The following is a 12,332-nucleotide window of genomic DNA, read 5'->3' as shown; positions in this document are numbered from 1 at the left end:
ATGAATATATTAGTTGTAGGTGGCGGAGGTAGAGAGCACGCAATATGTTGGAAACTTAAAGGCGAAGAGGGTGTCCATGATATATACTGTGCTCCAGGTAATGCAGGTATTAGTAGAGTTGCAGAGTGTATTGATATAAGTGACAGCGATATTGACGGTTTGATTGATTTTGCAAAGAAAAGAAATATTGACATTACAATAGTTGGGCCAGAAGTACCTTTAGTTATGGGAATAGTTGATAAATTTGAAGAAGTAGGACTTAAAGTATTTGGTCCAAATAAAGATTGTTCTAAATTAGAGGGAAGTAAGGCTTTTTCTAAAGAATTTATGATAAGACATGGTATACCAACAGCGAAATACAAAGAGTACACAAATATAGATAATGCAATTGCCGAGATAGATGACTTTGGATATCCAGTTGTTATAAAAGCAGACGGATTAGCTGCTGGGAAAGGTGTAATAATCTGTGAAAATAGAAAAGTTGCGATCGAAAGTTTAAAAAGCATGATGGAAACTAAACAATTTGGAGCTGCTGGAGAAAAAATAGTAGTGGAAGAATTTTTAGCTGGAATTGAAACATCTATACTTGCTTTTGTAGATAACAAGACTATAGTTCCTATGGTTAGTGCAAAAGATCATAAAAAGATCTATGACCATGAAAAAGGACCTAATACAGGAGGTATGGGAACTTTTTCTCCGAGTGAAATTTATACAGATGAACTGGCTGAAAAAATTAGAGTCGAAGTTCTAGAGAAAACTTTAAATGGATTTAAAAAAGATGGTCTAAAGTTTAGAGGAATCCTATTTGTCGGGCTTATGATAACTGAAGAAGGAGAGAAAGTACTTGAGTACAATGTTAGATTTGGGGATCCAGAAACTCAGTCAGTACTTTTTAGACTTGAAACAGACCTTAATAAGATAATAAGTGCAATTTTGGAAGATAAATTAGATAGTATAGAGATAAAGTATAGCAATAGCCAATCTGTATGTGTAATGTTGACATCAGGAGGTTATCCTGGTAGCTACGAAAAGGGTAAAAAAATTACTGGACTTGATAAATTAGATAAAGATATAGTGGTATTCCATAGTGGATCTAAGTTCGATTCAGGACAATTAGTGACAAATGGTGGACGTGTACTAGGTGTAACAGCAAAAGGCTCTACAGTTAAAGAGGCATCAGAGAAAGTATACCAAAACATCAAAGGAATTGATTTCGAAGGAATGCACTATAGAACAGATATAGGAATATAATTTTCAAAAATGGAGGATGTATTATGCCAAATACTGTTGATGTAGATTTAAGCGTTAGGAGAGTTCTAGTAGAAAAGAGAGATGGATTCAATCTTGAAGCCATAGCTCTAAAAAAGGATTTAGTTGAAAATCTGCATTTAAGTAGCATAGAAAATGTAAGGATTTTAAATAGGTACGATATAGAAGGTATTTCTTTAGATATATATAATGACGCAATAAAGACGATATTTTCAGAGCCAAATCTAGACGCGGTGTACGATGAAGAATTACCTAGTACTTATGGTGAAAAAGTATTTGCTATAGAGTTCTTACCTGGTCAGTACGATCAACGAGGTGATTGGGCGACTCAGTGTGTTGAGATTTTAAATAACGGAATCAGACCTGAAATAAATACTGCAAAAGTATATATTTTAGGTGGAAATATAAGCGATGAAGATTTTGCTAAAATTAAAGACTACTGTATAAATCCAGTTGACAGTAGGGAAGCAAGTTTGGAAAAACCTGAAACTTTAAAAGTTAATTACGAGGTACCTTCTCCAGTAGAAGTGCTGGATGAATTCAACGATTTTTCACAAAATAAATTAGAAGAGTTTTTAGATGACTTTGGATTAGCGATGACTATTGATGATTTAAAACATATCCAAAAGTATTTTAAAGATATAGAACGCAGAAACCCTACTGTTACAGAGATAAAAGTATTAGATACTTATTGGTCTGATCACTGTAGACATACAACTTTTATGACTGAGATAAAGAATGTAAAGATAGAGTCAGGAAAGTACACAGATGTAATAAAAGATACATACAACATGTATCTAGAATCTAGAAAGAATGTTTATGTAGATAGAGATAAAGATATGTGTTTAATGGATATTGCAACGATCGCAATGAAAGAGCTTAGAAAAGAAGGAAAACTTGAAGATTTAGACGTAAGCGAAGAAATAAATGCCTGTAGTATAAATGTTGATGTTGAGATAGATGGAAAAATAGAAAAATACTTAGTAATGTTTAAAAACGAGACTCACAACCACCCAACTGAAATAGAACCATTTGGTGGAGCAGCTACTTGTTTAGGAGGGGCAATAAGAGATCCGCTTTCAGGAAGGAGTTATGTATATCAAGCTATGCGAATTACTGGAAGCGGTGATCCTAGAAAGTCTTTAAAGGAGACTTTACCAGGCAAGCTTATGCAAAAAAGAATAACTACAGAGGCTGCTAATGGCTACAGTTCGTATGGAAATCAAATAGGTCTTACAACTGGACAAGTTTCAGAAGTTTACGATGAGAATTTTGTAGCTAAGAGAATGGAAATCGGTGCAGTTATAGCTGCGGCTCCAAAAGAAAATGTGGTCAGAGAAAGGCCAGAGCCGGGAGATATAATAGTCTTACTTGGTGGAAAAACAGGTAGAGATGGCTGTGGAGGAGCAACTGGATCTTCAAAAGAGCATAGTGAAGTGTCTATATTTACTTGCAGTGCTGAAGTTCAAAAAGGTGATGCCCCTAACGAGAGAAAGATACAGAGATTTTTCAGAAATAAAGAAGCTGTGCAAATGATAAAAAGGTGTAATGATTTTGGAGCAGGTGGAGTATGTGTAGCCATAGGTGAGATAGCAGACAGTCTAGATATAAATCTTGATCTAGTACCTAAAAAATACGAAGGATTAGACGGTACTGAGCTCGCAATATCTGAGTCTCAAGAGCGTATGGCGGTTGCAATTGACAAGAAGAATAAAGATAGATTTATAGAATTGGCTTCTGCAGAAAACTTAGAAGCTACTCATGTTGCTTCAGTTACGGATACTGGATATATGAGACTATTTTGGAACGGTCAAACTATAGTTGACATAAGCAGAGCATTTCTTGATACAAATGGTGTAAAACAAACTACAGATGTACACGTGACTAAGGTTGATGAAGAAAAAAAATTCTTTGGAAAAAATGAGATACTAGATAAAATAGATAGAAGCAGTATGAAAGAAAGGTTTAAGAAAGTAATGTCTGACTTAAACGTTTGCTCTCAAAAAGGTCTTATAGATAAGTTTGACAGCACAATAGGAGCTGGAACTGTACTTATGCCTTTTGGTGGTAAATATCAAAGTACACCTTCTCAAGCTATGGTAGCGAAGATACCAGTGTTAGGCGGAGAGACGAGTACATCTACAATAATGACTTATGGCTATAATCCTAGAATAGGGAAATGGAGTCCATTTCATGGGGCGCTTTACTCAGTTGTAGATTCTATAGCTAAGTTGGTAGCTGTAGGCGGAAACTACTCAACAGCTAGACTAACATTCCAAGAGTATTTTGAAAAGTTAGGAAATGATCCTATAAAATGGGGTAAACCATTTTCAGCATTATTAGGTGCTTACTATGCACAAAATAAACTTGAGATACCTGCAATAGGTGGAAAAGACAGTATGTCTGGCACATTCAAAGATATAGATGTTCCTCCTACATTAGTGTCATTTGCTGTGGACACTGTGGATGCTTCAAAAGTGGTTTCTTCAGACTTTAAGAAAAATAATTCACAAGTTATTATGTTATACACAGAAAAAGGCAAAGATGATGTATTGGATTTTGAAGAATTTAAATCTAATTTAGATAAAGTTAGATCACTTATACACAATGGCGATGTGTTATCAACATGTGCAGTGGGATTTGCAGGAATAGGTGAAGCTATAAGTAAAATGTCATTTGGTAATAAAATAGGATTTAAATTCTCTAAAGAAGCGGAAGAAAAGTTTGGAGAAGAGAAATTGTTTGAGCCGTTCTACGGAAGTATAATATTAGAGCTTGGTGAGAATGTTATAAGCCAGTTAGAGGCTCACAACTACATTGTACTCGGCAAAACTACAAAAGAAGAAATAATATCTATATGTGGAGAGAATATAAATCTAGATGAATTATATAAAAGTTATGCGAATACGCTTGAGAGCATATTCCCTACAAAATCATCGGATATCAAATCTAGGATAGAGACTATTAGCTATAAGTCAACAGGTGAGGTTAAAAAATCACTACTTAGGACAGTGTCTCCTAAAGTATTTATACCTGCTTTCCCAGGAACAAATTGCGAGTATGATACAGCAAGAGCATTTGAGAATGCAGGAGCTAAGACTAGTATAAAAATATTTAAAAATCTCAACCAAAATGATATAGAAAGCTCGATAGATACAATGGTAGACGAGATAAAATCATCGCAAATAATTATGCTTCCAGGAGGATTTAGTGCTGGAGATGAGCCAGACGGTTCTGGTAAGTTTATAGCTACAGTATTTAGAAATCCTAGAGTAACAGAAGCTATAAATCAATTTTTGACAAAACAAGATGGTTTAATGCTTGGAATCTGTAACGGTTTTCAGGTGCTTATAAAATTAGGTTTGGTTCCGTATGGTGAGATAAGAACAATAGATGAGAAATCACCTACGCTTACTTACAATCAAATTGGACACCACCAGTCAAAAATTGTTAGAACTAGGATATCATCAAATAATTCTCCTTGGTTAGCTCAAACAGAAGTTGGCGACATTCACAGCATTCCGATATCACATGGCGAAGGTAGATTTGTTGCAGACGAAGAAATGATCAATAGACTAATAGAAAATGGACAAGTTGCAACTCAGTATGTAGATTTTAACAACGAAGCCACTTACGATGTAGAATTTAATCCAAATGGTTCATTCTATGCGGTAGAAGGTATAACTAGTTTAGACGGAAGAGTATTTGGAAAGATGGGACACTCTGAAAGATTAGGAAATAATGTTATTAAGAATATCTATGGAGAAAAAGATCAAAAGATATTTGAATCCGGTGTAAACTACTTTAAATAAATTAATAAAGTACTCTGAAAGGCTTGAAAATACTACGTTTTAATAGTCGACTAAAAAACAATGGTTTATAAAATCGTGGATTATAAATAATTCTTGTGCTAAAATAATTATGCTATGTTTATTATGATATAAACATAGCATAATTTGCATTATTCGAAATAATTTAAGGATTATTATAATGGAAAGGAAAGAATTTATGTCATTTGAGATAAGCAATTTGTTAAGCACGGGCACACTTACAGGTACAAATTTAAACAATAGCACAAATAGCTGTGATTGCAGTAATAAAGGTACAGATATATTTAGTCTGGTAGTAGAGGGATTGTTATTAGCTTTATCCCAGAGATCTAAACAGAATAATGCTTTAGGAAATCAAAATGAGTTTATGACAGATTATTTAGATAACCTAAGCAATATGAGAGAACCACTTAATAACAATAATATGGCAGAGAAAGTAGTGAATGTTACTAGTAAAGATGTGGATACAAAGGCTAGAATAGAGAACGCAGTAGCATTAGCATCTAAAAAATATGGAGTTAATGAAAACCTTATTAAGGCGATAATAAAGGTAGAGTCCAATTTCAACCCAAATACAGTATCTTCAGCAGGTGCTAAGGGGCTAATGCAATTAATGCCCGAAAACTGTAGAGATTTAAATGTAAAAAATCCGTTTAACATTGAAGAAAATATTGATGGTGGCACTAGACATATAAAAGAGTATTTAGATTTATATAAAGGCGATGTAAAAATGGCGTTGATGGCATATAATGGAGGACCTACAAGAATGAGAAAAAGAGGGGTCGTTTCTCCGGATGATATATATAAAATGCCTAAAGAAACTCAAAATTACGTGCCTAAAGTAATGAAGCATTATTTAGGGTAGTCGGATATGAAAATAGAGGATCTAAAATTAAAGCCATCCACAATATATGAAACAAGAAAGATAGATGGATATAAAAAGTTTAATGAGAAGTTTAACTATATCCAAAAGGAAAAGTCGCTTGAAGATGTTAAGCAGAGTTTAGAAAAAGTGAAAAGTCTAGGAGAGAGGCTTACAATAACTGAAAGTTACTTAGATATAAAAAAATATAAAATGGCTATCAAAGATTATTTAGAGTCGGCTGTTGAATATACTTATACGTTAAATAATAAAAGCGGTTTTTGGGAGCAGCAGTATTTTAAGACAGTAGAAGTAGTAGATGAGAAGCTTGAACACTTAACTAAGGAACTTTTAAATGAAGAAAAAGATAATATAAATATAATATCATTAGTTGATGAGGTACAAGGTCTGTTGATAGATCTTTATAGATAATTAAAAAATTTTATCAAAGTTGGAGAAAAATATGAATAAGACAGAAGAAGTATATGAACTTGAATTTGATCAGTTAGTGGAAAGAGAAACAGGTGTATTGACTTCGAACCATAATTTATTTGATGCAGAAGTTTCAGTATCGGTTTCTATTGGAAGTGTTACAAAAAGTATAAGGGATATTCTTGGATTACATAATGGATCTACAATTGTATTGGATAAGCACATAGATGAAAAATTAGATATATATCTAAATGATAAAAAGATAGCGTGTGGTGAGAGTGTAGTATTTGACAATAACATATCAGTAAAGGTATTGGATGTGCAAAATTCAAGTTTAAATTAAAATTTAAAATTTAAAAACGATTAGACTAGTTTATATAATATAACTAGTCTTTTTCTGTACTTAAATTTAAACAAATAGTCCAGAAACATTAAATATTTTCACTCAATAGACGATAATTACTGTATAAGGAGAATATCTGGGGGATCATTTATGGATATAAAAAATATCAATTTAAATATAGCTGTGAATAGCTATAAAGAGAATATTTCAACGTTTTATAATAGTAAAGATGTAAGTTCAGTTACAAGTATAGACAAGATAGAATTATCACCAGTAGCAAGAGAAATGTTGATTACAACAGAGACAATAAATGAGTACATAGACATTAAAAAAACCGATAAAATCAAAAAAGCCATTGAAAATGGAACATATGTAATAGATTCAAATAAAATAGCTAAAAAGATGTTGGGTATAGTGAAAGGATAAAAAAATGATTGCTGATTTGAAGGTTGTACTTTACGAGGAAAAAGAAGAATTAGATAATATGATAAATTTATTAGATGTTCAGTTAGATTATATTTTGAAAAAGGATATAAAAAAACTAAACAAACTAAATAAGAAGTTAGAGTCTGCAAGTAGAAATCTGGCTACAATAGAAATAAAAAGAAGACAAATAATTGGCGAGGATAGCGAATTTATAGAATTTATCGAAATAACGGAGGATACTTTTTTGAAAAATATCTATAGAGAAATAAAGATATTGATTACAGGGGTATCTAGCCAGCAAAAATTTAATGTAGATCTGATAAAGAAAGAATTAAATTTCACTAAGAGATTGATGGAGTTTATGAAGCCGAAAAATTCAGAAGTAAGTACTTATAATGCTAAAGGTCAGATAAGTAGATAGGGGGAAAAACAAATGTCAGGATTATTTTTAACACTTAGGACATCTGAGTCTGGAATGCGAGTACATCAAAAGGCAATACAGACAACATCTAACAATGTCGCAAACATAAATACTCCAGGATACTCAAGACAACGTGCTGAAATAGTATCATCGGGTGCACTTTATAATCCATCGAGAAATAATATAACAAACAGTGGACAAATGGGTACAGGTGCTGGAATATCAGCCATAACTAGAGCACGAAACGCATTTTATGACCATCAATACAGAAGCGAAGTTCATAACTATGGGAAAACCAATGTAAAGTACGATTACTACAATGGAATAGAAAGTATAATAAAGGAACCAAGTGATTATGGGATTTCCTCAAAGCTAAAAGATTTTTTCTCTGGATGGGAAGAATTATCAAAAAATACTTCTAGCAAAAGCAGTAAAAACCTTGTCGTTGAAAAAGGTTTAGATTTAGCAAATGCTTTGAGCGATGCCTACAATAAATTAAACAATCTAAAAGAAGGAATTAGCGGAAATATCGACACTGAAATTGAACAAATTAATGGAATGTTGGATTCTTTAAAAGAGATAGAGAGACAAATTGATTTGGTAAATGCAAGTGGATCTGATCCAAATACTTTACTAGATGAAAAAGACAGGATATTAGACGAGCTAAGCTCAAAATTGGATATTCAAGATAACGATGTTGCTGCAATGATTGCAGATGGAAAATTAGATAGAGCAGAGTTAGAAGATGCGTTTAACAACGGAGTTAAAGTGTCAGGATCACTTCAAGGTTATCATGATATGGATGGAAAACTAAATGAGTACATGGAGGGCTTACAAACTTTGTCAGACACTATTGTAGATCAAGTTAACAATGCTTATGGTGGAACTTTTTTTGAGAAAGGGAATCCTCCAGCAGACAAATTGATAAAGGTAGAGGAGACTATAAAAAATAACCCATACTTAATGGATATAACATCTGAACAAGCAAAAGCAGTTGGAAATGTACAAAATCAAAAATTTAGTATGAATGGTGAAGAAACCACTATAAACAAATATTATAATAACTATGCTGAGAGAATAGGAATAGACTCTAGCAAAGTTGTACAGGATGAAAAAAATCAAAGGGGTCTGCTGACAGAAGTAGACAATTTTAGAATGAGTGTATCAGGTGTTTCTATAGATGAGGAGATGGTTAACCTTATACAGCTAAATCACTCATACACTGCAAGTGCAAAAGTATTGTCTACAGTAGACCAACTATTAGATGTAGTTATAAACGGAATTATAAGATAAGGAGGCTTTCAATGAGAATAAGTAACGGCATGATGAATACAAGCCATTTAAATTCTATACAAAATAATCTTCAGAAAATGGATAAAGAAAATCAGCGTATTGTGACTGGAAGAAAAGTTAATAGACTATCAGATGATCCGTTTAATACCGCTAAAATTTTAAACATGAGAAATGAAGTTAAATCAGTAGAACAGTATGAAAAAAACTGTAATGAGGGAATTGAATGGATGGATCAAACTGATAATGCGCTCGATCAACTTGGAAAAATAACATCTGATATAAAAAAGTTATTAATAGAGAGTGGAAATGGAATTCATACAGATGAAGATCTAGATAAAATAAAAAATAACATTGATAATTTAATGAAACAAATGGTGGATACCCTAAATACATCCCATGGTGGGGACTATATATTCTCTGGAACAGATACAGATGAAGCTCCTGTGACATATGAGATAGATGCTTTGACTGGTGCCATAACAATAAAAATAAGCGATAATCTGGATCCTAGTAAGATGGACAACAACCTACATCTAGATCTAGGATCTGGGGTAAAGGGTAATTTCAATACTACTCTTAAAGATATATTTGGATCTAATGACCTGTTTAAAGATTTAAACGATTTATCTCAGGAATTGGCTGTAAGAGATGACAGTGATAAAAATCTATCTACTGTATTCTTAGATAAAATGGAAAAGATTATAGCTGATATATCTGGAGCTAGAGCACAAAATGGTGCTAAGACAAAACAGTTTGAAGCCTTAAAGGATAAAAATGGAGACGATTTAGTTGTTATAAAAGAAGCGCTATCAAAAAAACAAGATGCAGATTACGCGACTACATTAACTAAGTTAAAAGAAGCTGAATTTGTATATACTGCGACATTAAAGACGACAACACAATTTTTCAATAGTACAATACTTGATTATATTTAATGAAAGAGGTAATTATGAACGTAGAATTTAGAAAGCCATTACTAGGATTTGACAATTTAAATAAGTTTGAAATACTGGATGTAGAAGCTAATCCGTTATTCAATGAGATTAATTCAACGGAGGATAAAAATATAAGTTTTTTATCTATTTCTCCTTTTGCTGTTGATGAAGATTATGAAATAGATCTAAGTGATAGCGATATTAAGGATCTTGAGATAGAAAATCCAGAGGATGTAATATTGTTAAATATAATAACTCTAGGGGAAAGTCTTGCTACATCGACTGTAAACATGAGAGCTCCTATCGTTTTAAATATAAACAAGGAATTAGCATCTCAAATTGTAATACAAAACGATAAATACGATATAAAAACTCCTTTCAAATTAAGGGGTGATAAATAGTGTTAGTTATATCTAGAAAAAAAGATGATACAATACTGCTAGGTGATGATATAGAAATTACAGTTATAAGTGTTGACAACAACACTGTTAAATTGGGAATTTCAGCACCTAAAGATGTAAGTATTCTAAGAAAAGAAATTTATGAAAAAGTAAAAGAAGAAAATATAAAGGCAATAAATAAAAAATCTAATCTATCAGATTTATTAAAGTAAATTCACTGTGAGGTAAAAAATGAATCAAACTAATCCATATAATACATACAAACAAAATGAAGTGAATACAGCAACTCAAAATAAACTGCTTTTAATGCTTTTAGATGGGGCAGTTAAATACACTAAAATAGCTAGATTGGCAATATTGGATAAAAATATTAATAAAGCGCATTCAGAATTAGTTAGAGTACAAAACATATTTATCGAGCTTATGTCTACTTTAGATACGAGCGTAGGAGGTTGGACTACAGATATATATGATGTTTATGATTTTATAAGACAAGAGCTTATGAAAGCTAATATTAAGAAGGATGCAGAGATTTTAGATAAATTATTGCCACTAATAGAGCAAATTAGAGATTTATGGTATGAAGTAGACGAAAATGCTAGATAGTGGGGAGGATTTTTTATGGCGAGTATAAACCCAGTTAGGATAACAGGTTTATCTGGAAGTGGAATAGATACAGAGAAAATAATTAAAGAGATGTTGGTTAAAAACCAAGAACAAGTCGATAAAGCAAAGCAAAATCAACAGAGAACTAAGTGGAAGCAAGAGATATACAGAGATATAATTAAAGATGCAAAATCATTGTACGATAAGTATTTTAGTATGACATCAAATAACAATTTGTTATCTGACAAAAATTATTCTACTTTCAAAATAAATAGTTCAAATACAGATGTAATTACTGCTGTATCTGGTTCTGGAACAGATAGAATTAATTATACTTTTGACATTACACAGGTCGCTGAACCACCTAAAATATCTATAAGCATGGATTCAATAAAAAAACAGATTGCTTCTGGATCGAGCATAATAACTATAAATGGAAAAGATATTGAAGTAGATATAGCTGATTCAGAAAAGGATATTGCAAGCAAGATCAACAAAGCATTTGAAGGTGATGGGAGTATAAAAGCTAGCTTTAATGACATGAGGGGTGAGCTGATAATTTCTGGAAGTGGAGAGGGAGCTGACTCAAAGTTTGAGATCGGCGGAGACTTTATAGACGGTATAGTATCAGATAGTACTACTACAGATCTTAAAGATTTAGGGCCTAGTGTAAATGGAGTTTATACAAAGAGTGGTAAAAATCTTGAAGGCGAAGTTAAAGACTCGGTTACAGGCGAAGTAATCAGGGCGTTAAATGAAAATAAAAATAATTTTATAATAGATAATATATCGTATAATGTTAATTCTGTTGGCGAGTCTAAACTTACATCAATAGTAGATAGCGGCAATTCAGTTGATAACATGAAGTCTTTTATTAAAGAGTACAATGGCTTATTAGACAAAATGTACACTCTTGTCATTCAGAAAAAGGCAAAGGACTTTGCTCCATTGACAGATGAACAAAAGAAAGAAATGAGTGAGAAAGAAATAGAGAACTGGAATCAAAAGGCTAGAGAAGGAGTTCTTAAAAATGACGATGAGCTTAGGAAATTTGTCGAAGATTTGAGTGAAGATATATTTGGAAATATAGGTGATGCTGGATTTAATTTATCTGACATGGGACTAACAGTAGCCCAAGATTACAATAAAAGAGGTCAAATTGACTTCGATGAGGATAAATTTAGGCAGGCACTTGAACAAAATGGAGATAAAGTAAAAGAAATACTAGTGGGTAATTCTAGCAAAAAAGGTCTGTTTGAAAAAGTAAAAGATACACTTTACGAATATGCCGGCAGTTCGACATCTATACTTGCAAAAAAATCTGGAATAGATAAATCAGCGACAAGTGCAAATAATTTATACTCAAAAGAAATAAATGACCAGGAGCAGATAATAAATAGGTTAATTGAGAAAATGAAAGAAAGAGAAAGTAGATTATATGCTCAGTTTGCAAACCTAGAAGCATCCCTTAATAAATACAATGCACAAATGAACTACTTTAATCAGGTGTAGAT

General features: G+C 32.4%; 13 protein-coding genes. All 13 read left to right on the top strand.

Annotation, left to right across the window (positions count from 1 at the left end; translation table 11 throughout):
* The 13 genes from purD to fliD all read left to right on the top strand — a co-directional run bounded on the left by purD (nucleotide 1) and on the right by fliD (nucleotide 12,330).
* Nucleotides 1-1,251 carry a phosphoribosylamine--glycine ligase gene (purD, locus tag T473_RS0107150; RefSeq protein WP_024621287.1) on the top strand — a complete coding sequence of 417 codons (1,251 nt, stop codon included), beginning with the start codon at nucleotides 1-3 and terminating at the stop codon, nucleotides 1,249-1,251.
* A 23-nt stretch (nucleotides 1,252-1,274) separates the two neighbouring features.
* A complete protein-coding gene (locus tag T473_RS0107145) occupies nucleotides 1,275-5,081 on the top strand; it encodes a phosphoribosylformylglycinamidine synthase (RefSeq protein WP_024621286.1) in 3,807 nt (1,268 codons plus the stop codon).
* Nucleotides 5,082-5,259: 178 nt separating this feature from the next.
* Nucleotides 5,260-5,964 carry a lytic transglycosylase domain-containing protein gene (locus tag T473_RS0107140; protein ID WP_051365882.1) on the top strand — a complete coding sequence of 235 codons (705 nt, stop codon included), beginning with the start codon at nucleotides 5,260-5,262 and terminating at the stop codon, nucleotides 5,962-5,964.
* Nucleotides 5,965-5,970: 6 nt separating this feature from the next.
* Nucleotides 5,971-6,393 carry a YaaR family protein gene (locus tag T473_RS0107135; RefSeq protein WP_024621284.1) on the top strand — a complete coding sequence of 141 codons (423 nt, stop codon included), beginning with the start codon at nucleotides 5,971-5,973 and terminating at the stop codon, nucleotides 6,391-6,393.
* A 31-nt stretch (nucleotides 6,394-6,424) separates the two neighbouring features.
* A complete protein-coding gene (locus tag T473_RS0107130; protein ID WP_024621283.1) occupies nucleotides 6,425-6,736 on the top strand; it encodes a FliM/FliN family flagellar motor switch protein in 312 nt (103 codons plus the stop codon).
* Nucleotides 6,737-6,886: 150 nt separating this feature from the next.
* On the top strand, nucleotides 6,887-7,162 hold the full coding sequence (gene flgM, locus T473_RS0107125; RefSeq protein WP_024621282.1) for a flagellar biosynthesis anti-sigma factor FlgM: 276 nt from the start codon (nucleotides 6,887-6,889) through the stop codon (nucleotides 7,160-7,162).
* A gap of 4 nt (nucleotides 7,163-7,166) precedes the next feature.
* Nucleotides 7,167-7,583: a flagellar protein FlgN gene (locus tag T473_RS0107120; RefSeq protein WP_024621281.1), complete on the top strand. Its 417-nt coding sequence runs from the start codon at nucleotides 7,167-7,169 to the stop codon at nucleotides 7,581-7,583.
* Between the two features lie 12 nt (nucleotides 7,584-7,595).
* Entirely contained in the window at nucleotides 7,596-8,876 is a 1,281-nt protein-coding gene (gene flgK, locus T473_RS0107115) for a flagellar hook-associated protein FlgK (protein ID WP_024621280.1), read from the top strand.
* Between the two features lie 11 nt (nucleotides 8,877-8,887).
* Complete coding sequence (gene flgL, locus T473_RS0107110) at nucleotides 8,888-9,811, top strand: flagellar hook-associated protein FlgL (RefSeq protein ID WP_024621279.1); 924 nt, start codon at nucleotides 8,888-8,890, stop codon at nucleotides 9,809-9,811.
* 14 nt (nucleotides 9,812-9,825) lie between these two features.
* Nucleotides 9,826-10,212: a flagellar assembly protein FliW gene (gene fliW, locus T473_RS0107105; protein ID WP_024621278.1), complete on the top strand. Its 387-nt coding sequence runs from the start codon at nucleotides 9,826-9,828 to the stop codon at nucleotides 10,210-10,212.
* Entirely contained in the window at nucleotides 10,212-10,424 is a 213-nt protein-coding gene (gene csrA / locus T473_RS0107100) for a carbon storage regulator CsrA (RefSeq protein ID WP_024621277.1), read from the top strand. The genes fliW and csrA overlap by 1 nt, the downstream gene beginning before the upstream one ends.
* A 19-nt stretch (nucleotides 10,425-10,443) precedes the next feature.
* Nucleotides 10,444-10,818 (top strand): flagellar export chaperone FliS, encoded by a 375-nt coding sequence (fliS, locus tag T473_RS0107095; protein WP_024621276.1) that lies wholly within the window; start codon nucleotides 10,444-10,446, stop codon nucleotides 10,816-10,818.
* 15 nt (nucleotides 10,819-10,833) lie between these two features.
* The gene (gene fliD, locus T473_RS0107090; RefSeq protein WP_024621275.1) at nucleotides 10,834-12,330 is read left to right on the top strand and encodes a flagellar filament capping protein FliD; all 1,497 of its coding nucleotides are present in this window, start codon (nucleotides 10,834-10,836) and stop codon (nucleotides 12,328-12,330) included.
* Nucleotides 12,331-12,332 lie beyond the last annotated feature (2 nt).

This window comes from Clostridioides mangenotii TR, from assembly GCF_000498755.1.
Taxonomy (GTDB): domain Bacteria; phylum Bacillota; class Clostridia; order Peptostreptococcales; family Peptostreptococcaceae; genus Metaclostridioides; species Metaclostridioides mangenotii_A.
The sequence above is the reverse complement of the archived record's forward strand: the minus strand, read 5'-3'. Positions and strand labels throughout refer to the sequence as shown.